Annotated in this window: 30 protein-coding genes; 11 read left to right on the forward strand and 19 right to left on the reverse strand. The window is 45.5% G+C overall.

The features are described from left to right. Positions 1-63: 63 nt before the first annotated feature. Positions 64-564, forward strand: coding sequence for a peptidyl-prolyl cis-trans isomerase (locus V1498_RS15055; RefSeq protein WP_409294501.1), 501 nt, complete (start codon positions 64-66; stop codon positions 562-564). Between the two features lie 46 nt (positions 565-610). Here the strand turns inward: V1498_RS15055 and V1498_RS15060 are convergent, their stop codons facing one another. Continuing rightward, a complete protein-coding gene (locus tag V1498_RS15060; protein WP_409294502.1) occupies positions 611-1,942 on the reverse strand; it encodes a PhoH family protein in 1,332 nt (443 codons plus the stop codon). Positions 1,943-2,115: 173 nt separating this feature from the next. Between V1498_RS15060 and V1498_RS15065 the strand changes: the two genes are divergently transcribed. Then, positions 2,116-2,709, forward strand: a complete 594-nt coding sequence (locus V1498_RS15065; protein WP_409294503.1) for a YhcN/YlaJ family sporulation lipoprotein — start codon at positions 2,116-2,118, stop codon at positions 2,707-2,709. 44 nt (positions 2,710-2,753) lie between these two features. On the opposite strand, the gene V1498_RS15070 is transcribed toward V1498_RS15065, so the two are convergent. Further along, entirely contained in the window at positions 2,754-3,209 is a 456-nt protein-coding gene (locus V1498_RS15070) for a pyridoxamine 5'-phosphate oxidase family protein (RefSeq protein WP_409294504.1), read from the reverse strand. Positions 3,210-3,352: 143 nt separating this feature from the next. On the opposite strand from V1498_RS15070, the gene V1498_RS15075 reads away from it, so the two are divergent. Continuing rightward, entirely contained in the window at positions 3,353-3,553 is a 201-nt protein-coding gene (locus V1498_RS15075) for a YlaI family protein (RefSeq protein WP_409292043.1), read from the forward strand. Between the two features lie 406 nt (positions 3,554-3,959). Here the strand turns inward: V1498_RS15075 and V1498_RS15080 are convergent, their stop codons facing one another. Genes V1498_RS15080 through typA form a run of 3 tightly spaced genes read right to left on the reverse strand, consistent with a single transcriptional unit; the run spans position 3,960 to position 6,428 of the window. Further along, complete coding sequence (locus V1498_RS15080) at positions 3,960-4,244, reverse strand: hypothetical protein (protein WP_409294505.1); 285 nt, start codon at positions 4,242-4,244, stop codon at positions 3,960-3,962. A gap of 3 nt (positions 4,245-4,247) precedes the next feature. Further along, complete coding sequence (locus V1498_RS15085; RefSeq protein WP_409294506.1) at positions 4,248-4,559, reverse strand: YlaH-like family protein; 312 nt, start codon at positions 4,557-4,559, stop codon at positions 4,248-4,250. A gap of 27 nt (positions 4,560-4,586) precedes the next feature. Next, positions 4,587-6,428: a translational GTPase TypA gene (typA, locus tag V1498_RS15090; protein WP_409294507.1), complete on the reverse strand. Its 1,842-nt coding sequence runs from the start codon at positions 6,426-6,428 to the stop codon at positions 4,587-4,589. 126 nt (positions 6,429-6,554) lie between these two features. Between typA and V1498_RS15095 the strand changes: the two genes are divergently transcribed. After that, positions 6,555-6,737, forward strand: coding sequence for a DUF5325 family protein (locus V1498_RS15095; protein WP_409294508.1), 183 nt, complete (start codon positions 6,555-6,557; stop codon positions 6,735-6,737). A gap of 33 nt (positions 6,738-6,770) precedes the next feature. Here V1498_RS15095 and V1498_RS15100 read toward each other — a convergent pair whose 3' ends face one another. Next, entirely contained in the window at positions 6,771-7,559 is a 789-nt protein-coding gene (locus V1498_RS15100) for an inositol monophosphatase family protein (protein WP_409294509.1), read from the reverse strand. A gap of 212 nt (positions 7,560-7,771) precedes the next feature. After that, entirely contained in the window at positions 7,772-7,969 is a 198-nt protein-coding gene (locus V1498_RS15105) for a hypothetical protein (protein ID WP_409294510.1), read from the reverse strand. 200 nt (positions 7,970-8,169) lie between these two features. Here V1498_RS15105 and V1498_RS15110 point away from each other — a divergent pair, with 200 nt between their 5' ends. Beyond that, on the forward strand, positions 8,170-8,790 hold the full coding sequence (locus V1498_RS15110; RefSeq protein ID WP_409294511.1) for a YktB family protein: 621 nt from the start codon (positions 8,170-8,172) through the stop codon (positions 8,788-8,790). Between the two features lie 55 nt (positions 8,791-8,845). Here V1498_RS15110 and V1498_RS15115 read toward each other — a convergent pair whose 3' ends face one another. Together V1498_RS15115 and V1498_RS15120 are read right to left on the reverse strand one after the other, a co-directional pair. Continuing rightward, the gene (locus V1498_RS15115; RefSeq protein ID WP_409294512.1) at positions 8,846-9,115 is read right to left on the reverse strand and encodes a UPF0223 family protein; all 270 of its coding nucleotides are present in this window, start codon (positions 9,113-9,115) and stop codon (positions 8,846-8,848) included. A 30-nt stretch (positions 9,116-9,145) separates the two neighbouring features. Further along, positions 9,146-10,099: an NAD(P)H-dependent flavin oxidoreductase gene (locus V1498_RS15120; protein WP_409294513.1), complete on the reverse strand. Its 954-nt coding sequence runs from the start codon at positions 10,097-10,099 to the stop codon at positions 9,146-9,148. 160 nt (positions 10,100-10,259) lie between these two features. Here V1498_RS15120 and V1498_RS15125 point away from each other — a divergent pair, with 160 nt between their 5' ends. After that, the gene (locus V1498_RS15125; RefSeq protein WP_409294514.1) at positions 10,260-11,732 is read left to right on the forward strand and encodes an aminotransferase class I/II-fold pyridoxal phosphate-dependent enzyme; all 1,473 of its coding nucleotides are present in this window, start codon (positions 10,260-10,262) and stop codon (positions 11,730-11,732) included. A 56-nt stretch (positions 11,733-11,788) separates the two neighbouring features. On the opposite strand, the gene V1498_RS15130 is transcribed toward V1498_RS15125, so the two are convergent. After that, positions 11,789-11,917, reverse strand: a complete 129-nt coding sequence (locus V1498_RS15130; protein ID WP_409294515.1) for a GapA-binding peptide SR1P — start codon at positions 11,915-11,917, stop codon at positions 11,789-11,791. Between the two features lie 259 nt (positions 11,918-12,176). Between V1498_RS15130 and V1498_RS15135 the strand changes: the two genes are divergently transcribed. Continuing rightward, positions 12,177-12,611: a DUF1885 family protein gene (locus V1498_RS15135; RefSeq protein WP_409294516.1), complete on the forward strand. Its 435-nt coding sequence runs from the start codon at positions 12,177-12,179 to the stop codon at positions 12,609-12,611. 243 nt (positions 12,612-12,854) lie between these two features. On the opposite strand, the gene V1498_RS15140 is transcribed toward V1498_RS15135, so the two are convergent. The 7 genes from V1498_RS15140 to V1498_RS15170 all read right to left on the reverse strand — a co-directional run bounded on the left by V1498_RS15140 (position 12,855) and on the right by V1498_RS15170 (position 20,339). Continuing rightward, positions 12,855-13,727, reverse strand: a complete 873-nt coding sequence (locus V1498_RS15140; protein WP_409294517.1) for a polysaccharide deacetylase family protein — start codon at positions 13,725-13,727, stop codon at positions 12,855-12,857. 94 nt (positions 13,728-13,821) lie between these two features. After that, the gene (locus tag V1498_RS15145) at positions 13,822-14,067 is read right to left on the reverse strand and encodes a hypothetical protein (protein WP_409294518.1); all 246 of its coding nucleotides are present in this window, start codon (positions 14,065-14,067) and stop codon (positions 13,822-13,824) included. A gap of 133 nt (positions 14,068-14,200) precedes the next feature. After that, positions 14,201-15,610 carry a dihydrolipoyl dehydrogenase gene (gene lpdA / locus V1498_RS15150; protein WP_409294519.1) on the reverse strand — a complete coding sequence of 470 codons (1,410 nt, stop codon included), beginning with the start codon at positions 15,608-15,610 and terminating at the stop codon, positions 14,201-14,203. A gap of 3 nt (positions 15,611-15,613) precedes the next feature. Then, complete coding sequence (locus tag V1498_RS15155) at positions 15,614-16,945, reverse strand: dihydrolipoamide acetyltransferase family protein (protein WP_409294520.1); 1,332 nt, start codon at positions 16,943-16,945, stop codon at positions 15,614-15,616. 153 nt (positions 16,946-17,098) lie between these two features. Next, positions 17,099-18,076, reverse strand: coding sequence for an alpha-ketoacid dehydrogenase subunit beta (locus tag V1498_RS15160; protein WP_409294521.1), 978 nt, complete (start codon positions 18,074-18,076; stop codon positions 17,099-17,101). 3 nt (positions 18,077-18,079) lie between these two features. After that, the gene (pdhA, locus tag V1498_RS15165) at positions 18,080-19,195 is read right to left on the reverse strand and encodes a pyruvate dehydrogenase (acetyl-transferring) E1 component subunit alpha (protein ID WP_409294522.1); all 1,116 of its coding nucleotides are present in this window, start codon (positions 19,193-19,195) and stop codon (positions 18,080-18,082) included. Positions 19,196-19,700: 505 nt separating this feature from the next. Further along, entirely contained in the window at positions 19,701-20,339 is a 639-nt protein-coding gene (locus V1498_RS15170) for a YkyA family protein (protein WP_409294523.1), read from the reverse strand. A 254-nt stretch (positions 20,340-20,593) separates the two neighbouring features. On the opposite strand from V1498_RS15170, the gene V1498_RS15175 reads away from it, so the two are divergent. Together V1498_RS15175 and def are read left to right on the forward strand one after the other, a co-directional pair. Continuing rightward, positions 20,594-20,731: a YjcZ family sporulation protein gene (locus V1498_RS15175; RefSeq protein WP_409294524.1), complete on the forward strand. Its 138-nt coding sequence runs from the start codon at positions 20,594-20,596 to the stop codon at positions 20,729-20,731. A gap of 145 nt (positions 20,732-20,876) precedes the next feature. Beyond that, entirely contained in the window at positions 20,877-21,428 is a 552-nt protein-coding gene (gene def / locus V1498_RS15180; protein ID WP_409294525.1) for a peptide deformylase, read from the forward strand. 66 nt (positions 21,429-21,494) lie between these two features. Here def and V1498_RS15185 read toward each other — a convergent pair whose 3' ends face one another. Further along, on the reverse strand, positions 21,495-22,265 hold the full coding sequence (locus tag V1498_RS15185; RefSeq protein ID WP_409294526.1) for a Cof-type HAD-IIB family hydrolase: 771 nt from the start codon (positions 22,263-22,265) through the stop codon (positions 21,495-21,497). A 629-nt stretch (positions 22,266-22,894) separates the two neighbouring features. Here V1498_RS15185 and V1498_RS15190 point away from each other — a divergent pair. Further along, complete coding sequence (locus V1498_RS15190) at positions 22,895-23,104, forward strand: DNA-dependent RNA polymerase subunit epsilon (protein WP_409294527.1); 210 nt, start codon at positions 22,895-22,897, stop codon at positions 23,102-23,104. A 6-nt stretch (positions 23,105-23,110) separates the two neighbouring features. Beyond that, on the forward strand, positions 23,111-24,778 hold the full coding sequence (gene rnjA / locus V1498_RS15195) for a ribonuclease J1 (protein WP_409294528.1): 1,668 nt from the start codon (positions 23,111-23,113) through the stop codon (positions 24,776-24,778). 41 nt (positions 24,779-24,819) lie between these two features. On the opposite strand, the gene V1498_RS15200 is transcribed toward rnjA, so the two are convergent. Further along, a complete protein-coding gene (locus V1498_RS15200; protein WP_409294529.1) occupies positions 24,820-25,479 on the reverse strand; it encodes a potassium channel family protein in 660 nt (219 codons plus the stop codon). Positions 25,480-25,542: the final 63 nt, after the last annotated feature.

The raw sequence follows: 25,542 nt of genomic DNA on the forward strand, positions 1-25,542 counted from the left end.
ATAGGACAGGAAGCGTGCAAAGGATTATACTAAGGCTAGATACTAATCTTGGAGGGATACACCATGGAAGCAATACTTACAATAAAAGGAAATGTCGCCTTCCCCATCACCCTTGATCCAGGTGTCTGGATTTTTGATGACAGAAAGGTTGATCTTGATACCTTCTTTTCAACCGGTGCAGGGAACGGACAGGATGACCTGGAGGAATACACCAAAAGGGCATCCAAACACTGGGACCGCGAAATCATGGAAGGTGCCATTCATCCACCCACGCTTAAGACAGAGAAAAAATATGAAAAAGAAAAATTGCTGAACGGGACTTTCGGCATGCCGCTCACTCCATTCATTAAAAATGCACAGCCAAAGAAAGAGGCATCCACCTTGATCATCGAATGCAGGACAGGAAACGTGCGCCTCCCGCTTTCGGACTCCGATAATCTGCTGGCCGGATTTTCGCAAGCTGGGAAGCCCATTAAGGAAGGCGGCCCTGTTTATATTTACTTCAAGGATGGATCAAATTCTGCAAATCCTCTCCGGGATGTCACAGGTTTCATTATTGAATGAAGGCCGCAAAAACGGCAAAATGCTTGCCGTCTCTGATGCACCTTATTCATAAGAGATTGGCTGCCAATTGTGCCAGCCCCGAACGCTCTCCCTTAATCAGCTTTACATGGCCAGCGATCTGCTGGTCTTTAAATTTTTCTACCACATATGCCAGCCCATTATTGTACTCATCCAAATAAGGATGGTCAATCTGTTCCGGGTCACCCATCAGCACAATTTTGCTTCGTTCCCCCACCCGGGTCAGGATCGTTTTAACCTCATGCTTCGTCAGGTTCTGGGCTTCATCGATAATGATGAACTGCTCCGGGAGGCTGCGCCCGCGGATATACGTAAGAGCTTCTACTTCTATGGAATTCATGCCGGCTAGGATGGCATCTAATTCCCCGGGTTTTTTTGTGTTGAATAGATACTCCAAATTATCGAATACCGGCTGCATCCAAGGCTTCAGTTTCTCATCCTTCTCACCAGGCAGATAGCCGATATCCTTCCCCACAGGCACAATCGGCCTTGCAACAAGCAGCTTCTTATAGAGACCCAGGTCTTCTGTCTGAAGCAGCCCCGCTGCAAGTGCAAGAAGCGTCTTGCCTGTCCCTGCCTTGCCTACTAAAGTAACAAGGGGTATATCCGTCCTAAGCAGAAGTTCAATTGCAATGGTCTGCTGCACATTCCTCGGCTTGATGCCCCACACATGGTCCAGGTCGCAGACAAGCTTCTTCACTCCCCTGCATGCCGCATCCACCATTCCTAGTGCCGATGAAGAACCGCCAAGCGCATTCTTCATGATCAAGAATTGATTCGGATAGCAATGGGGTTTTGGCACTAACTTTTCCAGCTTCAACTCTCCTTTTTGATAAAAGGAATTCATTTCCTCACCCTGAAGATAAAGTTCCTGAAATCCAGTATATATGTGGTCAGTCTCGATGACCCGGTCACTTAAAAAATCCTCCGCTGTCAGACCGATGGCATCTGCCTTCACCCTGACCAGTGCATCCTTCGAGACAAGTATAACTGCCTTTCCATCCGGTTTGGTTTCTTCTTCAATCAATAAATTTTTGGCAACAGCCAGAATCCGGTTATCATTTGTTTTTTCAACAAAGATTTCCTGAAGCTGATGAAAGGACCGGTGATTAAGTTCAATCTTAAGAGTGCCTCCATTATGGAGCGGAATCTTTTCATGAAGCTTGCCCGCCGATCGAAAGCCGTCTATCAGCTTCGATACCTGCCTTGCGTTCCTTCCAATTTCATCCATATACCTTTTCTTTGAATCGACTTCTTCAAGGACAACAGCCGGAATTACCACGTCATTGTCTTTAAATGAGAAGATGGCATAAGGATCCTGTAACAGGACGTTTGTATCTAATATAAAGATTTTGGTCAATTGGACGCCTCCTGATTAAAAAATCGAAGCCAAAGCGGATAAAGGGGCTTTAGGCTTTGATAGTAGTTTATGAAAGGGACAAGTGTGTTGCTAAAATATATGAGATTTTGAATAAGGATAGAAGGAAAAATCCACACTAGGAAAAAACGTGCGCCAGCACAAGGAGGACACCCATGAAAAAGCTGATTCCGTATCTGATGATCTGCTCCATGCTGACAGCCTGCGGGGCGGATGGAGCAAACCCTGACAGTGAAGAAAATCATCAGGCAGGCGTCAGGAATTCAGCCATCCAGAATCGTGACCGCCAAACCAGCCAGCAGGTATCCCGCCGGCTGGAAGGATTGGCGCTCAGGAACCCAAATGTGAATAAAGCGGCCGCTGTGGTCCTTGGCCCCTATGCCATTATCGGCATTGACATTGATGATGACATAGAACGGTCACAGACAGGTTCGATAAAGTATGCCGTTGGCGAGTCGCTTGAAAACGACCCTGAGGGTGGACACGCAATGGTTGTGGCTGATCCAGACATTACTGCAAGGCTTCGGGAGCTGTCCCAGGATATTAAAGAGGGGCGGCCGCTGTCAGGCATTCTGAATGAGCTGGGGGATATAGCGGGAAGGCTGATCCCTACTGTCCCTGGAGACAAGAATGACAATGCACCCTATAAAACAACAGAAGAGCCCAAAAAACAAATGAATCAGCACGAAAAGAACATGATTGAAAAAGAGCAGGATGAGCAATCCAACCATTATAAAGACCGGGAATGATGATACGAAGGAGGCAGCCCCTGACTCCGGGACTGACCTCCTCTTTAAGATTTCATTAACGACTCCATTACCTGGCGGTCGAGGAGGCCTGCAGCATTTTCATCATACATTTTGCTATATTCAGGATTATGTGAGATTTTGGAACCATAAAACATTACATCTCTCACCTCAAGCACGTTCATTTCAAGAATAGTCAGGGCCAGCGGGACATCCATGATCCGCTCGTTTTTGATCATAACTTGCCCGCAGATGGAAAAGGCGGATTCTTCTGCAAAAAGCACCAGCACCGCCCTCTCATGATTTCTAATGTTCTGGACGATCCTGGACCGGCTACCCGCAGCAAAAACGATGGTATTTTCATCCCTGGCAAGTATCCAGGAAATCAAATTCACATTGGGCCCTCCCCCTTCATGGTCTATGGTAGACAAAACAGCCAGGCGCTCCTTTTGCAGGAACTCGAATAAAGACGGAATCAATTTTGTTTCCACCAGATTAGGCATGGTTCTTCCTCCTTCACTGTTTCTCTTGCAGGCAGACCTAAGACAGCAGTATAAGAAATTATTCTGTATGCTCCTGGGTTATTCCTTCTTGCTTAAAAGATGGTATACTAGGGGTAGAATATAGGCAGGAGAAGAGGTGCCGAATGAGGGTTAAATGTGTATTATGTGAGAAAATCGAGTCCATCAATAGTGACACACTGTTAGCAAAGCGCCTGAGGAACAGGCCTATCCATACATATCTGTGCAAGGACTGTTACAGCCGCATTGAAGTGCGGACTAAGGAAAGAATCGCGACAGGCAGTTTCCGGCTTTATAGAAGCCCAAAAAAACAGGATGACTGGTGAAAAGCAAAAAAATAGAGGATGGCCCATACCTGAATCAGTGGGACATCCTCTATTTTTTTCAGTAAAATCAGGTAATGGCTGTAACAGCCCTTAAAAGCTGAGACTGGGATCCTCTTAACATCCGTCCTTCAATAAAAATGCTTTACCTGCTCATGCTGGTCTTGCGGACGGCTTTCCCAGCGATGCAGTTATGCTTCTGACAGCTTTTTTGATCTCTGTCTGCCGAAAAGATTTTTTCAGGTTTTAAATCCAAACTGGCTATAATACCAAAAAGCTTCAGAAAACCGCCAGCTGCTTTATATTGATGAACTAAAGACGCAGCAAAGCCCGGGGGAAAAACACATTGTTTTTCTCCCGGGCTATATTTTAGCGGCTTGTGAGCCGCTATTCTCTTTATTGCATCGAATCAGGTAAAATTCCTGTATTTCTGAGGTTCCAGGTTAATCTGATGGAGCATTGCTTCAATCAGTTCGGCAGGAAACCTCCTGCTGTCAGCCGATCCATCTTTCACAAAATCCACAAAATACATAGAGCCATCCTTCTTGACTTTGAGCGCACTCAAAGCATGCTCCTCGGTAAGGAGGCCTTCAAACATTTCTTTCGTCTCAAAGGCTGCGGTGTCTTCGGGCCTGGCATCACATACCACTTTAATGGTAAGCCAATTGTATAATGCATCCTGAAGTGAATTCATGGCTTACTGCTCCACTTGCTGGCGCTTCTGCTGATTCAGCCTGATTTTATAAATTCCAAGAACGAAGGCAGCGACCAGCAGTGATTCGACTACCGGCAGCTGGATGGCCAGGATGGTAAGCACTAGGCATCCAAGCGCAAGCGAAATATATATAATCAGGTTTTTTAAAACAGACAGTTTCCTGGCAAAGCCTAGATTATAAACCACAATGGAAAGCAGTACAATCGACGCGTAAAGTACATTTGTGCCGGCTTTCGTGCCGAACAGGTCTACAAAGAGCCTTGCAGCTGGGCTTAAATGCTCTAAGCCATCCATCGTGTTAACCTCCCCAGTGTTTACAGATTAAGATTCTGCATACTTTTTCTTTTTAGCAACTCTTTCACGTTCGTTCTTGTCCAGAATCTTCTTCCTAAGACGGATGGATTCCGGAGTAACTTCACAATACTCATCGTCATTCAAGTATTCCAAAGCCTCTTCAAGGGACATAATGCGCGGCTTTTTCATGGTCGTTGTCTGGTCTTTGTTCGCAGAACGCATATTGGTCATCTGCTTGACTTTAACAACATTCACGGTAATATCACTTTCGCGGTTATGTTCACCGACGATCATTCCTTCATAGATTTCAGTTCCCGGCTCAACGAAAATCACACCTCTGTCTTCTACCTGCATGATACCGTATTGAGATGCTTTTCCGGATTCCATGGAAACCAGCACTCCCTGGCGGCGTCCGCCCACCTGGCCCTGAGCCATCGGCTGATAGCTGTCAAAGGTATGGTTCAGGATTCCGTAACCTCTGGTCAGCGTAAGGAACTCTGTAGAGTAACCAATCAGCCCGCGCGCCGGCACCATGAATATCATACGCACTTGGCCGCTGCCGTTGTTGATCATATCGACCATTTCGCCTTTACGGGCTCCGATGGATTCCATGATCGCACCAGTATGCTCTTCCGGTACATCAATCTGAACACGTTCAACAGGCTCACAGCGGACTCCATCGATATCACGAACGATAACCTCCGGTTTGGACACTTGAAGCTCATATCCTTCCCTTCTCATGTTTTCAATCAGGATGGAAAGGTGAAGCTCGCCGCGGCCGGATACGATCCAGACATCTGGTGAATCCGTTTCATCTACGCGGAGGCTGACATCTGTCTGCAGCTGAAGATCCAGTCTTTCCTGAATTTTGCGTGCAGTCAGATACTTTCCTTCACGGCCTGCGAACGGGCTGTTATTGACCAGGAAAGTCATTTGCAGGGTCGGCTCATCAATTCGGAGTACCGGCAGTGCTTCCTGGGCATCAAATGGACATACAGTCTCACCGACATTGATATCTTCCATGCCGGAAACAGCAATCAGGTCCCCTGCGTAAGCTTCTTCAATTTCAATTCTCTTAAGACCTGTAAATCCAAAGATCTTTGTAACACGGAACTGCTTGACGCTGCCATCCAGTTTCATCAGGGCAACCTGCTGTCCAACCTTCATTGTTCCGCGGAATACACGGCCGATTCCAATTCTTCCGACATAGTCGTTGTAATCAAGAAGGGCGATCTGGAATTGAAGGGCCTCATCACGATTGTCAACCGGTGCAGGAATATTCTCTACAATCGCTTCAAACAATGGTTCCATATTTTCTTCCTGCTTGGCAGGATCTGGCTCGTTACTTGCTGTCCCATTAATGCCTGAAGCATAGATCACAGGGAATTCAAGCTGTTCTTCGTCTGCACCCAGCTCGATGAAAAGGTCGATGACTTCGTCGACAACTTCTTCAGGGCGGGCTGCATCACGGTCAATCTTATTGACTACAACAATCGGTGTGATTTTTTGTTCAAGGGCTTTTTTGAGGACAAAACGGGTCTGCGGCATACAGCCTTCATATGCATCCACCACAAGGAGAACGCCGTCTACCATTTTCATGATACGTTCTACTTCTCCCCCGAAGTCAGCATGTCCCGGAGTATCAAGGATATTGATGCGTGTATCTTTATATTGAACGGCAGTATTCTTTGCCAGAATCGTTATTCCTCTTTCTCTCTCGAGGTCGTTGGAGTCCATGGCTCTTTCCTCAACATGCTCATTCACACGAAATGTGCCAGACTGCTTCAAAAGCTGGTCAACCAGTGTAGTTTTACCATGGTCAACGTGTGCTATAATTGCTATATTACGAATATCGCTGCGAAGGTTCAAAAAAATTCCACTCCTAGATTTATTTAAATTTTATCCATTACATTCATATAACCAACATATTATACCACAAAGATACTAGAAACAAAATTCGAAATTGAGTACAATAGGAGTATAGAGGTGATTTCAATGAAAAACAAGATATTATTTGTAATCCTATCCTTTCTTGCAGCAGCGAGCATCGCGGGAATCGGTATCGCCATCGCCGAGGGAAGCCTCGCTGTATTCCTTGCTTGTCTGGCTGTTCTGGCCATATCTATGGGCACCGGTTTTTCTCATAAAAGGAAGCTGCGTGCAAGAGGAGAACTATAGTCATAAAAAAATTGCCTGACGGCAATTTTTTTATTAGTCGGTAAAGTAATTATCGATGATTTCCTCATGAAGGCCGGGTTTGGAAGCAAAAACTGATGTTTTCGACAGAAAATCGATCTTGCCGCCAAACACATCCGTGACCTCCCCGCCCACTTCCTCAATTAAGATGATTCCTGCTGCATAATCCCACGGGGAGAGCCTTAAAGTTACATAGGCATCATAGCGCCCTGCCGCTACATAGGCGAGCTCCAGAGCAGCAGATCCTGTGGATCTGGTACCCCTGACATCGGATACCAGGCTGATCAGCCGTTCTTTGGGGACAAGCCTGTTAGAGTGGATCCATGAAGCATTTACCGCAAGTATCGTTTCCTTGACGGGAACCGGTTTGAGTGACGGAAGGCTTACCTCATTCATGTAGGCACCTTCCCCTTTGAAGGCATGATACAGCTCATCATGCACCACATCATATATCAACCCGATTTTCCCCACGCCATCCTCGAAGATTCCGATTGAAATGGCAAAATTGCGCTGCTGGTGAACAAAGTTAATCGTGCCGTCAATCGGATCGATTATCCAGACGATGCCCTTCAGGTCATTGATGTCAGAGCCGACTCCCTCCTCACCGAGTATCCGGTGCCCCGGAAATTTCTCGCTGACTTTCTCATGGAAGTATTCCTCTGTGGCTTTATCCATATTGGTTACCAGGTCATTGGCATTTGACTTGGTTTCTACTGTCAGTTCAAGATCAAAAGAATCTCTTATCCTCTGGCCAGCTTCCTTAATCCAAACTTTTGCATATGTATCTATCCGCTTCCAATCCATCTATTACGCCTCCGAACTATTGTATGAAGAATGTGTTTATTTCACTATATTTTCAGCTTATGCCATTGCACATAATCATTCAAGTTTTTACCAATGATATATAAAAGGCGGACTCAGTCTTGACAGCACCCTGAGCCCGCCTAAGGAATTTCTTCCATCCGGCTGTTTAATATATCCATTCGATTAGGTTAGACTCCCATTCAAAATTAATGCTAGAAACCTTTTAAGCGGACAAGCTCCTGCCTGATTCTTTCAAGTCTCTTCATGCATTTCGTTTTTATCTCTTCATTGTGCTCATTCATTGCTTCATATAAGGTAGCCAGTTCATAGTCCATTTCCATTCTAAGAACTGCTGTTTTATGCTTTTCAACTTCTTTAGCCTTAAGTGCATGATTTACAACTTGTTTCATAGTAGGCACCCCTTCACTCGATTTTGTGCTTAGTTATCTAAATTTTCTGTTATTTTTTTATCATATTATGTTTGCCCATTTAAAACGGCAACAAAATTGTGCTAAAATCTATTTTCCAAACCTGTAAGACTCCATGTCTTCTTTTTGCAGGACGATGTGATAAAATACATGGCATATTGTCATCCATAGGAGGAAATTCAGTGAAAATTACAGGTTTTACAGCCTCAGATTTCAACGTATTCAAGATAGCTGGTCTTGAGGACCGGATGTCGGCTCTTCAAGAAAGACTGCGTCCAAAGCTTGAAGCGCTTGGACAGCACCTAGCAGGTGAGCTTGCCGTAATGACAGGTGAAGAAATGTACTATCATGTGGCAAAGCATGCCCGGAGGACGATTAATCCGCCTAATGATACCTGGGTGGCTTTTTCCTCTAATAAAAGAGGATATAAAATGATGCCGCATTTTCAGATCGGCCTTTGGGAAACCCATGTTTTTATCTGGTTCGCCCTCATTTATGAAGCTCCCAATAAAGGTGCTGCAGGTGCGGCCTTCGAACAGAATATAGATCAAATTGTAAGTTCCATCCCCGGACATTTTGTCTGGTCAGGGGACCACACCATCCCGGACGCAGCACCAGGCTCCGAGCTTACAAAGGATGGCATTCTTGCCTTATTCCAGCGCGTTCAAAATGTAAAGAGTGCTGAAATCCTTTGCGGGCTGCACATCCCGAGAGAAGAAGCCGTCTCTATGTCAGCCGATAAACTTACAGCTGTCATCCATGATGTGTTTGAGACATTAATACCCCTTTATAAATTATCTTAAACGCGAAAAAGGCTGGACCCTCTTAGATGAGCGTTCAGCCTTTTCCTCGTATTGGTCACATTTTTATGGCAGTCCCAGGTTCCGCATCCTTAGCTTTTTGTATGGTGCGGTATGAAGAGTAGCCGCTCATCTCTTCAAATTCCCCTGTAAGCTTTTTTTCATCAGCTTTCCCAGGCACAATCTGCTTGAACCTGCGGTATTGATCCATGATTCTTTCCTTTTGAATTCCCTTTTCATATGCCTGTTCCACACACTCAAAAAATCTTATCACATCGACCGTTTCCTCGGTGGTCCAGCTGTAATCAATTGGATACTGATATTCCATTCCATTCACCCGCTTTTATAATTATAAAACTTATTCTGCCCATTTTCTCCTGATATCGCCAGCTTCTTTCATGATTACCTCAATCAATCCGGCTGCCGAAGGCACATCCCGGATCATGCCCATAACCTGGCCAGCCCAGGCAAATCCATTTTCCTGGCCTTCATGGATGAACCGTTTGTTGGCATATCCGCTGATCATATCCTTCACTTCATCATAGGATGTGCCCCTTTGTTCCATTTCAATGAGCTTTTGAGTCCAGCCGTTTGAAATGGCACGTGCGGGTGCACCTAACGTCCGTTTAATGACCACCGTATCATCTTCGGATCCCTTGATCAAGGCTTCTTTGTACAGTGGATGGGCATGTATGCATTCCCTGGTGGCAATAAATCTTGTTCCCATCTCAATCCCTTCAGCTCCAAGGGAGAGTGCAGCCATCAGGCCCCTCCCATCCCCTATGCCGCCGGATGCAATTACCGGGATGGATACAGCATCCACCACCTGGGGAATCAGTACCATGGTTCCGGTATCACTCTTCCCTAAATGCCCGCCGCCTTCATGGCCTACAGCCATGACAGCATCCGCCCCAAGCTCCTCTGCTTTTTGGGCCTGCCTCCTCGCTGCGACGAGTACCAGTTTTTTTACCTCTGTGCCTTCGAGCATCTTGAAAAAGGGGACTGGGTTCCCCCCCGTAACACTCATGATCCCGACTCCCTCTTTCAGGGCAGCTTCCACAAAGTGTTCAAATGGCCGCCCATGCTGCCCTATGGCAAAATTGACGCCAAACGGCCTGTCTGTCCTTTCCTTTACCTTCCGGATCTCCATCGTCAGTGCAAACGGGTCCTCAAGCGACATGGCAGTAATCTGCCCAAGTCCGCCTGCATTTGAAACTGCTGCGGCCAGTTCCGCATAAGCCAGATAGGCAAGACCGCCCTGTATGATTGGAAATTCGATATTAAGCAGTTTAGTGACCCTCGTTTCCCACACAAAAAAAACCCCTTTCACATGCCCTTGCCTATTTTATCTCTGCTATGATATATGCAGCTATGCAAACCAGCTGACAAATGCTATAATTCATTTGTTTTGTTAATACTAACAAGGGCTGTTATAGTTAGTAAAATATTTTACATACAAAGAGGTGTCATAGATGAATCAATATGAAACACCCCTTTTTACCGGACTCCTTGAACATGCTAAGAAAAACCCCGTTCAATTTCACATTCCCGGCCACAAAAAGGGACAGGGCATGGATCCTGAATTCAAAGAATTCATTGGAGAAAACGCACTCTCCATTGATTTGATAAATATTGCTCCGCTTGATGATCTGCATTCTCCAAAAGGCATGATACACAAGGCCCATGTTCTGGCCGCAGAAGCCTTTGGTGCAGATCATACTTTTTTCTCTGTGCAAGGAACCTCAGGAGCGATCATGACCATGGTCATGAGTGTCTGCGGGCCTGGAGATAAAATCATTGTTCCGAGAAATGTCCATAAATCCGTTATGTCTGCCATCGTCTTCGCAGGGGCTGTCCCGGTCTTCATCCATCCTGAGGTGGATGTCAACCTGGGGATATCCCATGGGATTACGACAGATTCTGTGGAGAAGGCCCTGCTGCAGCATCCTGATGCAAAAGGCGTGCTCGTCATTAATCCGACCTATTTCGGCATATCTGCCGACCTGAAAAAAATAGTTGAAATCGCTCATTCTTATTCTGTTCCTGTACTGGTTGATGAAGCACATGGGGTTCATATCCACTTCCATGAAAGGCTGCCGATGTCTGCCATGCAGGCTGGTGCTGATCTTGCCGCAACAAGTGTCCATAAGCTAGGAGGCTCATTGACACAGAGCTCCATCCTGAATGTCAGAGAGGGCCTTGTATCGGTAAGCCGGGTAAAATCCATCCTGAGCATGCTTACCACCACATCCACTTCCTACATTCTGCTTGCATCACTTGATGCGGCCAGGAAAAGGCTTGCAACAGAGGGAAGGGAACTTATTGAGAAGACAATCACACTGGCCAATCATATCCGGCAGGAAATAAACAAAATTCCCAAGCTGTATTGTGTCGGGGAAGAAATATTAGGAAGCAAGGCTACCTATGATTATGACCCAACCAAATTGATCATTTCAATCAAGAAGCTTGGCCTTAACGGATATGATGTAGAAAAATGGCTCAGGGAAAAACATAATATTGAAGTGGAACTATCCGATATGTATAATCTCCTATGCATTGTCACTCCAGGAGATACGGAAACAGAAGCCGCGCTGCTGATTGATGCCATGAAGGATCTGGCAGAAGAATTTAAGCATTATTCAGAAGAGCATAAAGAAATCCCTGTGATCCTGCCGGGTATCCCCGGCCTTGCTCTTACACCGAGGGACGCCTTCTATGCAGAAACTGAAGTGGTTCCCTTTGAAGAATCAGCAGGCAGAATCATTGCGGAGTTCATCATGGTCTATCCGCCAGGAATCCCAATCTTCATCCCTGGTGAAATCATAACCGAAGAAAATCTGTATTACATCACGAAGAACCTGGAAGCAGGCCTTCCTGTTCAGGGTCCTGAAGATTATGATCTAAGACATCTGAGAGTCATAAAGGAACATAAGGCCATTCGCTGAGATAAAAAGATAAAAGCCTTGCCGGAATGCCGGCAAGGCTTTTTTTATATTAACCCCTAAATCTCATTTCTCTCCATTTTCTCGTTCTGGCAGCAGTGGCATTTCGCTGAATACAAAACATTTACCTTATCATCATCATAATGATCAATCGTGCTGTTGCAAGTTTGACAAACAATCGTACCCATAGCCTCAAACCCCTTCTTTTTAATGTTTTGTCATTACCTGTGAAAGCGCTTTATATTCTCTGGTTCTATAATAATATATCACTTTTAATAAATCAAGTGCTAATTGTATGTAACATTAATAAAAAATTGGCTCTAATATGTTCAACAATAGGACTGTTTTTATATATACCACATATAATGGAAGGATGACTATTGTACAGACTTCCTCACTCGGGTAAAATTAACTAAAAATTCTTATAACATAAAGGAGCGGAGAATTATGACTGAAACCGCCTTCATAAAGCTGGTTGAACAATCTAAACAACAAACCATTACTCTTGACGAGTTAAAGAATTGGTTTCGCTATTATCAGGAGATAACCACCAAAACCGGCCGGCAGGTTGGATGGAACTACAGCAGCATGGCCTTTCCTTACGAAATCGATGATACTCCCACAGACTCCCGAAGCTGGTTCAGTCTTACCTCCTCCCATGATCGGTACAATGCCATCATCCTCGGCGTTACTGCTGAAAAAATAACAGGAGATGGACAGCCCGGTAAATTACAATCCGCCATCCAGATTACCCTGCCCCCTGCCTCTACCTTCGGTGACAAAGGCAAGGCGAACGAATTCTCCAAATTCCTGGCCAAACAGCTGGAAGGGGAACTGCACTTATTCAACGGCCGGGTCATGTATTTTTACAGACGCAGATGAGACCTTCAGTGCGGCGGTCTGGCTGCAGAGCATCAGCATGCCTTAGTATGGGGCTTAGATTCTCAGGAACTATGAAGGCGGCTTCCGATGAGGTTTATTTTAGTCACTGTCTCAAAGGACACCCCCCAAGGTGTGGAGCAGCTCCCCCTGGTTCTTAGCAGCATACAGAGGATGTCCCAAAAAGTTTGGGACATCCGCTTTTAAAACGTTTAATAGGCCCGCTCACAGCAGCATGTCAGCTCCTCACTCCATTACCTCGATCTCCCCGGGATCCACAAATCCGTAGCCTTTTTTGCGGAGGCCCTCAATAATCCCTGGCAGCGCCTCTTTGGTCCATTGGCGGTCATGCATGAGGAGATTCGCTCCATCTCTCAATAACGGGGAATCAACCATGATTTTAGTCAGGGCCATGCTGTTTTGGTAGCTGGCTTCCCAATCATAGCCATACGTCCAGTTCATGATGATCATTTTCTCATTTGAAGCCACCTGCCTGGAGTGCGGTGTGTTAGCACCGAATGGCGCCCTGAAAAATTTCGGACGTTCTCCTATGATCTTTTCAATTTCATCATTCAGGGAAATGATCTGACGGCTTTGATCCTCTTCGGAGATTTCCTTTAAGTTCACATGGTCGTATGTATGATTTCCAATAGTGAATCCCAAATCGTGGACTTTTTTTAATTTCGCCTTTCCTTCCGGAGTTTTAATAAAGTGGCCGTTGACAAAGAAGATGGCATGTACGCCTTTTTCCTTTAAAATGGCTGCCATTTCAACGGCGTATTTATCTGGAGCATCATCGATTGTGAGCAGTGCCACTTTTTTAGCTGCATCCTTTATTGGAACGATAGACCAGTCATTAGGATTTACCCGATACTTGGGAACGGCCTGGACTGCAGTTTCTTCCGGCTCACCGTCTGAATCTCCATCTTCCTGCTTCTCAGGCATACCCTCTCTTTCTTGTGCAGGCTGTTTTTCCTCTTCACCGGAAGCAGCTTCACCGCTCTTTTCGCCAGCCGCTTTCTTAACATTTTCTCCAGCGTCAGGCTCCGCTTGCTGTTTTTGTGCGCATCCTGCCGCTGTAAACAGCATCAGGATGCAAAGCAGTAATTTTTTTGCCATATGTAATACCCCTCTAGTTCTTTTGTGACATTAAAATCGGAAGTCCTCCCAGACTTGACCGTATCACTCCCTGAGAATCCTTCCCTGTCCATAGTTATAGCGGGACCATGCTGTGCAGGCATAAATTTGCCAATCCGTAGAAGGAAAGGCTTGTACAAGTGATCAAAATGGTCCGCCGGTTCGACTTCAATATTGTTTTCCCTATTACAAGTGATAAATAACAAAAAATGATGAACATGGTGATTTTGTATATGAACCGGTCATGATCTGACAGCCATTCAGCCAGTGTATAGCCGCTCCATACCATCGTTTGGAATAAAAATACGATATAGCTCTTCATTCGTATCCAGCCCCGCTTCAATAGATCTTTAATTTCCGCCTTTATTCAATCCTATTAAGGCTTGGGCCATTTCATGAAAAGGTTCACACAAAAAAACCCCTGCTTTTAAAAGCAGGGGCCGGAGTTGCTACTATTATTTCATCACGTGGATTGGAAGTCCAAGTGCAACTTCAGCAGTTTCCATTGTGATTTCACCAAGAGTCGGGTGAGCATGGATTGTCATGGCGATATCTTCAGCAGTCATTCCTGCTTCGATAGCCAGTCCAAGTTCAGAGATCATATCAGAAGCGCCCGCACCGGCAACCTGAGCTCCGATTACTACGCCATCTTCTTTTGTAGTGATCAGCTTCATGAAACCGTCTGTGCTGTTCAGAGAAAGGGCACGTCCATTTGCAGCGAATGGGAATTTCGCAGCAGTGATGGCAATTCCTTCTTCCTTAGCCTGCTTTTCTGTATAACCTACAGAAGCAAGTTCCGGCTCAGAGAATACTACAGCCGGGATCGCAAGGTAATCAATTTCAGCCGGATGACCAGCAATTGCTTCAGCGGCAATCTTGCCTTCATAAGATGCTTTGTGGGCAAGCGGCGGTCCTTCAACGATATCACCGATTGCGAAAATGTTTTTTACACTTGTACGGCATTGGCTGTCGATTTCGATCAAGCCTCTCTCCGTCTTCTTCACACCGATTTGCTCTAAGCCGAGCTCCTCAGTGTTCGGACGGCGTCCGACAGTTACAAGCACATAGTCTGCCTCAACTGTGTGGGTTTCACCTTTGGCCTCATATGTTACGACTACGCCGTTCTCACTTTCTTCAACGCCCTTAGCCATAGCTTTAGTTACGATTTCCACGCCTTTTTTCTTCAGGTTCTTGGCAACAAGTGAAGACATCTGCTTTTCAAAACCTGCAAGGATGTCGTCAAGACCTTCAAGGATGGTAACCTTCGTGCCGAAGTTTGCATATGCTCCGCCAAGCTCAGTTCCGATATAGCCTCCGCCGATAACGACAAGGGACTTAGGAACTTCTTTAAGCGCAAGCGCTCCGGTAGAATTGATTACACGGTCTGAATATTTGAAAGCCGGCAGTTCAATCGGAGTTGAACCTGTAGCAATGATGGCATTCTTGAATGTATAAGTCTGAGCTGAATTCTCATCCATCACACGGATGCTGTTTTCATCTGCAAAGTAAGCTTCACCGCGGACGATGTTTACTTTATTGCCTTTGAGAAGGCCTTCTACACCGCCAGTCAGTTTGTTTACTACACTTGATTTCCACGCCTGCACCTTAGAGAAGTCGACTTTTACGCCTTCAGCGCTGATGCCGATATCTTCTGAATGAAGAGCATGGTCATAACGGTGACCTGCAGTGATAAGAGCTTTTGACGGGATACAGCCGACATTCAGGCAGACACCGCCCATATTGGCCTTTTCTACGATTGTTACTTTCTGCCCAAGCTGAGCCGCGCGGATTGCAGCGACATAGCCTCCAGGGCCGGCACCGATGATAAGAGTATCTGTTTCAATTGGGAAATCTCCAACTACCATTTATTACCCCTCCATTAACAATAGTTCTGGATCGTTCAATAGTCGCTTGATGTGATTCAGTGCGTTTTGTGCAGTTGCCCCATCGATCATGCGGTGGTCAAAGCTGAGTGACAGCGCCAATACTGGTGCAGCCACAATTTCGCCGCCAATTACCACTGGTTTTTCGGCGATGCGGCCGATTCCAAGGATTGCAACCTCCGGGTGGTTGATGACCGGAGTGAACCATTGTCCGCCAGCTGAACCGATGTTGCTGATTGTGCAGGAAGCACCTTTCATTTCGGCTGGAGCCAGCTTGCCTTCGCGTGCTTTTCCGGCCAGTTCATTGATCTCATTTGATACAGTGAATACAGACTTGCGGTCCGCATTTTTCACAACAGGCACGAGCAAGCCTTTTTCTGTATCAGCAGCAATCCCGATGTTGTAATAGTGCTTGTGTACGATTTCGCTTGTTGCATCATCGATTGATGTGTTAAGTGCAGGGAACTCGCGCAGTGCACTTGTCAATGCTTTTACCACATATGGAAGGAATGTAAGCTTGATTCCTTTAGCAGCTGCCACTTCCTTGAATTTCTTACGGTGGGCAACAAGCTTAGTTACATCCACTTCATCCATGAGCGTAACATGCGGCGCAGTGTGCTTGGAATTAACCATAGCTTTAGCGATTGCTTTACGGATACCGCTCATTTTCTCGCGCGTTTCAGGGAAGTCGCCTTCTGGAATAGCAAGTGGTGCTGCTGTTTTTTCTTCTTTCGCTGAAGGAGCGGCTTCTTGCTGCTCTTGTGGTGCAGCCTGCTGTCCGCCAGTTCCGAATGCGTCGATATCACTTTTCAGGATGCGGCCGTTATCGCCGGATCCTGAAACCTGACGGATGTCGATTCCTTTTTCCCTGGCATATTTGCGTACAGATGGCATAGCGATGATGCGTCGGTTAGGATCCACATCAGCTGGTGCTTGTGTGCCAGCTGCTGCTGCAGGTGCTGCAGTTTCTTCTTTCTGGACGCCCTGGCCAGCTTCGCCTGTAGACTGAACCTGCTCTTCAGTCGCCTTGGCACCCTCGTCACCATGATCGTCGCCTTTGAATTGAAGATCCTCATATCCCGGTGCATCAAAAGTTATCAAGACGTCGCCGACTACAGCAACAGTGCCTTCTTCAACCTTAATTTCTTCAACAGTCCCTTCAACTGGAGAAGGTATCTCCACAACTGCTTTATCGTTTTGCACTTCACATAGTACATCGTCTTCCTGTACTTTATCTCCAGGTTTTACAAACCATTTCACGATTTCGCCTTCGCGGATACCTTCACCGATGTCCGGAAGCTTAAATTGAAATGCCATGGATTTAACCTCCTAATATTATCGTAAATTCTTTTTGTTGAAAAATAAAAAATAAATATTCATAACTTTTTTTCAAATGAACCTATTTCATGCAAAAGCTCTCTTTTCCATGATTTCATGATTTAGAGAGCTTTTGCAGATAATGGACTGAAATTAAAAGTTCAGTACTTTTTTAGCTGTTTCCATTACATCTTTGTAATTCGGCAGCCATACAGATTCTGCCTGCGAGAACGGATAAATTGTGTCCGCAGCCGCAACACGCAGAACCGGTGCTTCAAGGCTCAGCACCGCACGCTCCATTATTTCACCGATTACCTGTCCGGCGATGCCGGCCTGGCGCTGCGCTTCCTGCACAACGATGGCACGGCCAGTCTTCTCTACAGAAGAAATGATGGCATCAACATCCAGCGGCATGATCGTACGAAGGTCAATTACCTCTACGGAATGGCCTTCTTTTTCAAGCTCCTCAGCAGCTTTCAAAGATTCGTGGACCATAGCGCCATAAGTGATGATGGAAAGGTCGGAACCTTCGCGCTTTACATCAGCCTTGCCAAGCGGAATGGTGTACTCTTCTTCAGGTACCTCTTCGCGGAAGGCGCGGTAGAGCTTCAAATGCTCAAGGAAGATAACTGGATCATTATCACGGATTGAAGATATAAGAAGTCCCTTTGCATCATAAGGAGTGGATGGAACGACCACTTTCAATCCCGGTGTCTGTGTCATGAGGCCTTCCAGGCTGTCTGAGTGAAGTTCAGGTGTATGCACACCGCCGCCAAATGGTGAACGGACTGTGATAGGCATATTGTAACGGCCGCCTGAACGGTATCTCATGCGGGACATCTGACCGGCGATTGAATCCATTACTTCGAATACGAAACCGAAGAACTGGATTTCGGGAACTGGACGGAACCCTTGAAGGGAAAGACCGATCGCCAATCCGCCGATTCCTGATTCAGCAAGGGGTGTATCGAATACCTTATCCTCTCCAAATTCTTTCTGGAGACCGTCAGTTACACGGAATACACCGCCGTTTACGCCGACGTCTTCGCCAAACAATAGCACATTCGGGTCGTTTTTGAGTTCGTTTCGCAATGCATCATTGATTGCTTGAACCATTGTCATTTGAGCCATAACTTACTTCGACTCCTTTTCTTTGTAGATTTCGTACTGTTCTTTCAGGTTGGAAGGCATTTCTTCGTACATGATTTCCATCAGGTCAGTCACCTTTTGCTTAGGCTCTGCATCTGCTTCCTTGATGGCATTTTTAATGTCTTCCTTCGCCGTTTCAATTACTTCGTTTTCCATTTCTTCCGTCCAAAGGTTCCTGCCTTCGAGGAATTTACGGAAACGCACCAGTGGATCTTTCTTTTCCCATTCATTATCAAGATCAGAAGTACGATAACGGGTTGGGTCATCACCAGCCATGGTATGAGGACCGTATCTGTATGTCAGTGTTTCAATCAGTGTAGGTCCTTCGCCGTTCACCGCGCGCTCACGTGCTTCACGTGTTGCAGCGTAAACTGCAAGCGGGTCCATACCGTCAACCTGGATTCCAGGGATACCGGCAGCAACTGCTTTTTGAGCGATTGTCCTGGCTGCTGACTGCTTCTCAACAGGAGTAGAAATGGCAAAACGGTTATTTTGAACAACAAAGATTGCCGGTGCCTTGAATGCACCTGCAAAGTTGATTCCTTCGTAGAAGTCACCCTGGGAAGCTCCCCCGTCACCGGTATATGTAATGGCAACAGCTTTTGCGCCCCTCTTCTTGATGCCTAGTGCAACACCGGCAGCTTGTACATACTGTGCACCGATGATGATCTGCGGTGAAATCACGTTTACGCCTTCTGGAATTTTATTTCCTTTAAAGTGTCCGCGTGAAAATAAGAAAGCCTGTGAAAGCGGAAGTCCATGCCAGATAAGCTGAGGAACATCACGGTATCCCGGCAGAATGAAATCTTCTTTTTCAAGAGCAAATTGTGAAGCAAGCTGTGATGCTTCCTGCCCTGCAGTCGGCGCATAGAATCCAAGACGCCCCTGGCGGTTTAGAGAGATTGAACGCTGATCAAGTATACGGGTGTATACCATGCGCTTCATAAGTTCTTGAAGCTGGTCGTCCGTTAAGTCGGGCATAGCCGCTTCGTTTACTACTTCTCCTTCTTCGTTAAGAATTTGAAGAGTCTGGAATTGATCTTCTACAGCCTGAAGCTGTTCTTTAACATCAAATTGGTTTTTTTGAGCTTTACCAGCCATCTGCGTCACCTGTCCTTTCAGATAAAAAGGTTTATTATATAAAGCATTTCTACTGGAACAATATATAGACAAAGCATGGATTACCCATTCCTTCTCGGTGGCCATTTTCACTATTTCCTCTATACCCAGGACCGAAACATGACCGCCAGATAAAAGAAAGCCTAAATGACCCTGTATCTATCATTTTTGATTAACCAATGGTACAATGCTTTATTTTCCTTTAACAGTTTACAACATCTTATAGAATCTAGTCAAACACTAGGTTTTTAATAAGGCAAAGTGGTAATTTACCCCTTTTTGTTACCGCTTAAACAGTATAACATATAATCTGTAGCATATCATCTAACTTGCCTGTATCACACTCCCTGTCTCCAAATATATAATAGGATGCTTCCATCACATTGCTACAAGATCTCCATTCTGCCTTTTTACTTTTTCCATGGCTTGTGAAATTCATCCAAAAAAAATAAGCGGCAGATCCCTCCGGCGCTTATTTTTTAGATCATTATTTATCCATCGTTTCAAGCAGACTATTTTTCTGGTTGTCATATTCTGCAGTCAACTTGTTGAACCGGTTGTTTTCCTGCCTGACTTTGCCATACAGTACATTAATTTTATCAATTTGGTCCTGCAGGGTTTCATAGTCCAGGTTCTTATCCTTGAACATCGTATACAGTTCCTTGTCGGCCTTCAGGCTGTCTTTATAATAAGCAAAGAGCCTGTCGTGCGCTTTATACCTGTCTACCATAATGGAAGCAAGTTTATTTGCTTTATCCTTGTCTTCCCATTTGGAAAGGGACTTTTTGATTTTCTTGAACTCATCCCTGGATTTTTGGAGTGCCTCATTTTCTTTTTGAATCTCGGAAGTCCGTGATCTGATATTTTTCTGGGCTTCATCGGATAATTGGACGATTTTATCATAATCGTCCATTCCGAGACCGACGATCCTGTCATATAGTGATTTTTCCTTCTCCTCCAGCTTCATGAGTGAGAGCTGCCGTTCAGAAACTTTGCTTTCCTCACTCGAAACAGCTTCAAGGCCATCCTTTATCTCGCCCTCCAGGCCGGTCCCCGTGCATCCCTGGAGGATGAATATTGAAGCAGCCAGCATAAAAAGCAGCCGCCATGACTGTTGTCTGAGCATTTCCTTCCCCCCGTCTTTTAGCCCGAATACTTGCCGCAGGCAAAATAGCTTGATTACATTATAACAGCAATCCATTCCAATGAAACAGCGTAAACCCCGCATCAGCCTGTACTCTTTTTGATATATGGGCGATAGCCTTCACCAGGAGGGCCGGCATAGCATAGGCTGTATTAAATCCTGATTCATGTCAGAGCTCCTTTTATACTGGGAGCAAAAGTCTTTATCAGGAGAAAAAAAGACAGGAGGAATTTCTTATGTACGGTTACGGTTATGGTGGATGCTGCTACCCTGTAGCACCTTACGGAAGAGGCTGCGGCTTTGGCAGGGGCTTTGCCCTGTTAGTCGTATTGTTTATTCTGTTAATTATCGTTGGTGCCTGCTTCCCATTCTAAAATTCAATTTGAGTTCATATAATTAAAAATGATGACTGTCCCGGTAACGGGGCAGTCCCTTTACACGAACTTCAAGTTAACATTTTCATGATTATTTGCTACACTTGTTTTACATATTTTTTGGTTAAGCATGGGGGTTTTTATTTTGATCACGATGAATGACATAATCCGAGAGGGACATCCTGCCCTCCGTTCTGTAGCAGAGCCGGTCGAACTGCCTGCCTCTGAAGAAGAAAAGGAAATACTGCGAAGCATGATGGAATATATCCAAAACAGCCAGGATCCTGAAACTGCATTAAAGTACGGCCTTAGGCCAGGCATCGGCCTGGCGGCACCTCAAATCAATGTGCCTAAGCGGATGATCGCGGTACAGGTCCCTGATGACAAAGGAAATACAATCAGTTATGCGCTTTTTAATCCAAGGATTGTAAGCCATTCTGTCGAAAAGAGTTACTTGACAGCCGGCGAAGGCTGCCTGTCAGTCGACCGCGATGTGCCGGGTTATGTTCCTAGGCATGCCAGGGTCACAGTCGAAGGAACGACCCTGGAGGGAGAAAACGTCAAGCTCAGACTCAGGGGCCTTCCGTCCATTTGCTTCCAGCATGAAATCGACCATTTGAATGGCGTTATGTTTTATGACCATATCAATAAGGAACAGCCTTTTGCACCTATTGATGGCAAACCGATTGAAAGATAATATAAATTGTTTATTTAGAAAAAGCCATACAAAAAAGCTATCCGGCCGGATAGCTTTTTTGTATGATCAGATTAAGCCTGCTTTTTTTAATCCGTGATAAATTCCATCTTCCGCTACATCACTGGTAACAAAGGAAGCATGCTTTTTCACTTCATCCAGCGCATTGCCCATGGCGACACCGTGCCCGACTGCTCCGAGCATTTCAATATCATTCAGGCCGTCCCCGAATGCATATACATCTTCAAGCCTGAAACCCGCTTTATCCATCAGTGCCTTAATGCCTTCCGCCTTTGATGCCCCTTTTGGGAGCACATCCATGGCCAGCCGGTGCCATCTTATATATTTGAAAACAGAATGATGATCGTAATAAAAGCTTTCCTCAGCCTCTGAACAGAAGAGGAGGGTCTGGTAAATCTCCCGGTCTCTATAGAACGAAGGATCCAGTTCAGGGTGGGGAAACTGGAGCGTACCCATGCTCTCTATAATAAAGTCACTGTGCTTAACTGAAGATTTCATGGTTTGTTCATTCATGAATACCAGGGGATGCCCCTCTTTTTCAGCGGCGTCATGCAGCCTGGCAAGCTCCTGGGTATTAAGCGGATTCCGGTAGACGGCCTCCCCTTCGAATACTACATACTGGCCATTAAAACTGACAAACGTTTCTATATCCAGCTCTTCCCTGATGTAATCGAACATGAAAGGCGCCCTGCCCGTGGCGATGGCAACATACACACCATTCTGCTGCAGGCTTTTGACGGCCTCCCTTGTACTGTCAGGTATTTTTTTATCATGATCAAGCAATGTCCCGTCGATATCAAAAAATACGATTTTTTCCATTTTTCCACTTCCTCATAAAACAACTAAGGTAAAAAGGCTGCTTTGTTTTTTTGGTATTATCTCATATTCCTGTCCAAAAAATAAAACAATTTTCCCTCTTGCCTGTCAATCTTATAGTTCTGCCCTGCCCTGCTGGTAAAAAGAACCACCATTTTTTTACTGGGAATAGGCATAAAATAGGATGGCAGCAATCCGACCGGCATCTGCTTCAGCTGTTCATTCGACAGGCAAGCTTCAAGAAAGTTGTTTCACTTTGTTGAATTTTCAGTTAAAATCAAGAGTAAGGAGTGATCCGCCATGCTAAAGAAATTAAGGAAAAAGCTCGCTGAACAATGGAAGGATTTACTTAGAAAAAAGACAATCGCATAAACTTTTTCAAAAAAAGCCCTCCAAAACTTGCGAAGGGCTCTTTCCTTATTGTAAAGTACACTAAGTATACTAAAAATGGATGGGAAATTATTCTTTAAACCCTTAATTATTTGTAAAACATGAAAAATTCCCTTTTATTATATATAATAGAAACAGGCAGCAGGAATGCGGTTTCAAGGAAGGCAGAACCCACTCCCTTAAAAACAGATAATATAAATTAATATATATATTAAAACCAAGGTTGTTAGGAGAGATCAAAGATGATATTTAAGATTTACTACCAAGAGCTTGCAAGTGAGGTTCCAGTCCGCGAGGCGACTAAGTCAGTCTATGTGGAAGGCGATTCTGAGCGGGATGTGCGCCAAAAGGTGGCTGACAGGAATTATAATGTCGAATACATCACAAAAGTGAGCGGAAGTTACTTAACTTATGAAAAACAGAATGAAGACTTTAATGTATTGGAGCTATGATGATTTATGAAATTTGTAAAAAATGACCAGACAGCAGTATTCGCATTAGGCGGCTTAGGCGAAATCGGAAAGAACACATACGCCGTTCAATTTCAGGACGAAATTATCTTAATTGATGCAGGAATTAAGTTCCCGGAAGATGAACTTCTGGGAATCGATTATGTTATTCCTGATTATACCTACTTAGTAAAAAATGCAGATAAAATAAAGGGCCTTTTCGTAACTCACGGGCATGAGGACCATATTGGCGGAATTCCTTACCTTTTGAAGCAGTTAAACATCCCTGTTTACGGGGGCAAGCTTGCACTCGGCCTCATCAGGAACAAGCTTGAGGAGCACGGTCTGCTCAGGCAGACCAAGATGATTGAATTCCAGGAAGACGATGTGATCAAATTCCGCAAAACTTCCGTAACCTTTTTCAGGACAACCCACAGTATTCCGGACTCTTACGGAATAGTCGTAAAAACACCGAACGGCCAGATAGTCCATACAGGCGACTTTAAATTCGATTTCACACCGGTTGGCGAACCAGCCAACCTTACCAAGATGGCGGAAATTGGAAAGGAAGGTGTGCTCTGCCTCCTTTCAGACAGCACGAATGCTGAGGTGCCAAACTTCACTATGTCTGAACGACGTGTGGGTGAGAGCATACAAGATGTTTTCCGCAAAGTGGATGGCCGGATTATTTTCGCAACTTTCGCTTCTAATATCCACCGGCTGCAGCAGGTAATCGCCGCGGCGGTCGAGCATGGACGCAAGGTAGCTGTATTCGGGCGCAGCATGGAGGCTGCCATTGATATCGGCCGCGACCTCGGCTATATCGTCTGTCCCAAGGATACATTCATCGATGCGCAGTCCATTAACAGGCTGCCATCCAATAAGGTGACGATCCTTTGTACCGGAAGCCAGGGAGAGCCTATGGCAGCCCTGTCACGGATTGCAAATGGAACACATCGCCAGATCCAGATTCACCCTGGCGACACGGTCGTATTTTCTTCTTCACCGATTCCAGGGAACAATATCAGCGTATCGCGTACGATCAATATGCTTTCAAGAGCCGGAGCAGAGGTCATTCACGGACCGCTCAGCGATATCCATACTTCTGGCCACGGCAGCTCAGAAGAGCAGAAGCTTATGCTCCGCCTGATCCGGCCAAAGTTCTTTATGCCGATACATGGTGAATACCGGATGCAGAGAATGCATGCAAATCATGCAGTAGACTGTGGAGTGCCTGAAGAAAATTGCTTTATCATGGATAACGGGGAAGTTTTGGCCCTGAGTGAAGACAAAGCTGCTGTTGCCGGCAAGATTCCTTCTGGCAATGTATATATTGACGGAAGCGGGATCGGGGACATTGGCAATATCGTATTGCGCGACCGCCGCATCCTGTCTGAGGAAGGCCTTGTAGTTGTCGTTGTAAGCATCAATATGAAGGATTTCAAGATATCCGCCGGCCCCGACCTGATTTCCAGGGGATTTGTTTATATGCGTGAATCCGGAGATCTCATCAACGATGCCCAGGCCCTTATCGCTAAGCATCTGAACAAAGTAATGGAGCGGAAAACCACTCAGTGGTCTGAAATCAAGAATGAAATTACTGATACACTTGCTCCTTTCTTATATGAAAAAACAAAGCGCCGCCCGATGATCCTTCCGATCATCATGGAAATATAAAAAAAGCCAGCCGGATCAAACCGGCTGGTTTTCTTTATAGGTCAATCCACCATCTGCTTTTCAAATTTGTTGATATCAGTATCTGCACCAATGACAATCAGTATGTCCTCATTCTGTATGGTTTCCTCGGCACTTGGAGAAACGATGATGTCCTTATCCCTTTTAATGGCTACGATGTTGAGCCCGAACCTTGCCCTCACATTTAAATCCAGAATGGAATTGCCTGAAAGCTTCTTCCCGGCCCTGATTTCCACGATGGAATGCTCCTCGGAGACAGCCAGATAATCTAGAACATTGTTATGGACGAGACTATGCGCTATTCTCCTGCCCATGTCCCTTTCCGGGTGTACAATTCGGTGGGCACCAATTTTCTGTAGCACTTTTTCATGATAGTCATTTTGAGCCTTGACAATGATATTAGCCACCCCAAGCTCATTCAGGATAAGGGTGGTGAGAATGCTGTTCTGGATATTATCTCCGATAGCCACAATTACATGATCAAAATTGCGGATGCCCAAGCTCTTCAGGACGGTCTCATCCGTAGTATCCCCCACGACAGCGTGGGAAGCAATATTGGCAAATTCATTGACTCTTTCTTCATCACTGTCAATGGCCAGTACGTTGATTCCCTGTGCAGATAACTCCCGGCAGATGCTGCCCCCAAAGCGGCCCAATCCTATTATGGCAAATTCCTTTTTCATAAAAATCCTCCTGGATCATCAGATGCTGCTGCTAAATAAGAGTCCCTTTACAGGACTCTTATT

The organism is Paraperibacillus marinus (assembly GCF_046237605.1).
Lineage (GTDB): Bacteria > Bacillota > Bacilli > Bacillales > DSM-1321 > Paraperibacillus > Paraperibacillus marinus.

What these genes read in the sequence shown, in the direction of transcription:
- V1498_RS15055 (WP_409294501.1), top strand. Translation starts at nt 64, where the DNA reads ATGGAAGCAATACTTACAATAAAAGGAAATGTCGCCTTCCCCATCACC.
- V1498_RS15065 (WP_409294503.1), top strand. Translation starts at nt 2,116, where the DNA reads ATGAAAAAGCTGATTCCGTATCTGATGATCTGCTCCATGCTGACAGCC.
- V1498_RS15070 (WP_409294504.1), bottom strand. Translation starts at nt 3,209, where the DNA reads ATGCCTAATCTGGTGGAAACAAAATTGATTCCGTCTTTATTCGAGTTC.
- V1498_RS15075 (WP_409292043.1), top strand. Translation starts at nt 3,353, where the DNA reads ATGAGGGTTAAATGTGTATTATGTGAGAAAATCGAGTCCATCAATAGT.
- V1498_RS15080 (WP_409294505.1), bottom strand. Translation starts at nt 4,244, where the DNA reads ATGAATTCACTTCAGGATGCATTATACAATTGGCTTACCATTAAAGTG.
- V1498_RS15085 (WP_409294506.1), bottom strand. Translation starts at nt 4,559, where the DNA reads ATGGATGGCTTAGAGCATTTAAGCCCAGCTGCAAGGCTCTTTGTAGAC.
- V1498_RS15095 (WP_409294508.1), top strand. Translation starts at nt 6,555, where the DNA reads ATGAAAAACAAGATATTATTTGTAATCCTATCCTTTCTTGCAGCAGCG.
- V1498_RS15100 (WP_409294509.1), bottom strand. Translation starts at nt 7,559, where the DNA reads ATGGATTGGAAGCGGATAGATACATATGCAAAAGTTTGGATTAAGGAA.
- V1498_RS15105 (WP_409294510.1), bottom strand. Translation starts at nt 7,969, where the DNA reads ATGAAACAAGTTGTAAATCATGCACTTAAGGCTAAAGAAGTTGAAAAG.
- V1498_RS15115 (WP_409294512.1), bottom strand. Translation starts at nt 9,115, where the DNA reads ATGGAATATCAGTATCCAATTGATTACAGCTGGACCACCGAGGAAACG.
- V1498_RS15125 (WP_409294514.1), top strand. Translation starts at nt 10,260, where the DNA reads ATGAATCAATATGAAACACCCCTTTTTACCGGACTCCTTGAACATGCT.
- V1498_RS15130 (WP_409294515.1), bottom strand. Translation starts at nt 11,917, where the DNA reads ATGGGTACGATTGTTTGTCAAACTTGCAACAGCACGATTGATCATTAT.
- V1498_RS15135 (WP_409294516.1), top strand. Translation starts at nt 12,177, where the DNA reads ATGACTGAAACCGCCTTCATAAAGCTGGTTGAACAATCTAAACAACAA.
- V1498_RS15140 (WP_409294517.1), bottom strand. Translation starts at nt 13,727, where the DNA reads ATGGCAAAAAAATTACTGCTTTGCATCCTGATGCTGTTTACAGCGGCA.
- V1498_RS15145 (WP_409294518.1), bottom strand. Translation starts at nt 14,067, where the DNA reads ATGAAGAGCTATATCGTATTTTTATTCCAAACGATGGTATGGAGCGGC.
- lpdA (WP_409294519.1), bottom strand. Translation starts at nt 15,610, where the DNA reads ATGGTAGTTGGAGATTTCCCAATTGAAACAGATACTCTTATCATCGGT.
- V1498_RS15155 (WP_409294520.1), bottom strand. Translation starts at nt 16,945, where the DNA reads ATGGCATTTCAATTTAAGCTTCCGGACATCGGTGAAGGTATCCGCGAA.
- V1498_RS15160 (WP_409294521.1), bottom strand. Translation starts at nt 18,076, where the DNA reads ATGGCTCAAATGACAATGGTTCAAGCAATCAATGATGCATTGCGAAAC.
- pdhA (WP_409294522.1), bottom strand. Translation starts at nt 19,195, where the DNA reads ATGGCTGGTAAAGCTCAAAAAAACCAATTTGATGTTAAAGAACAGCTT.
- V1498_RS15170 (WP_409294523.1), bottom strand. Translation starts at nt 20,339, where the DNA reads ATGCTCAGACAACAGTCATGGCGGCTGCTTTTTATGCTGGCTGCTTCA.
- V1498_RS15175 (WP_409294524.1), top strand. Translation starts at nt 20,594, where the DNA reads ATGTACGGTTACGGTTATGGTGGATGCTGCTACCCTGTAGCACCTTAC.
- V1498_RS15185 (WP_409294526.1), bottom strand. Translation starts at nt 22,265, where the DNA reads ATGGAAAAAATCGTATTTTTTGATATCGACGGGACATTGCTTGATCAT.
- V1498_RS15190 (WP_409294527.1), top strand. Translation starts at nt 22,895, where the DNA reads ATGATATTTAAGATTTACTACCAAGAGCTTGCAAGTGAGGTTCCAGTC.
- rnjA (WP_409294528.1), top strand. Translation starts at nt 23,111, where the DNA reads ATGAAATTTGTAAAAAATGACCAGACAGCAGTATTCGCATTAGGCGGC.
- V1498_RS15200 (WP_409294529.1), bottom strand. Translation starts at nt 25,479, where the DNA reads ATGAAAAAGGAATTTGCCATAATAGGATTGGGCCGCTTTGGGGGCAGC.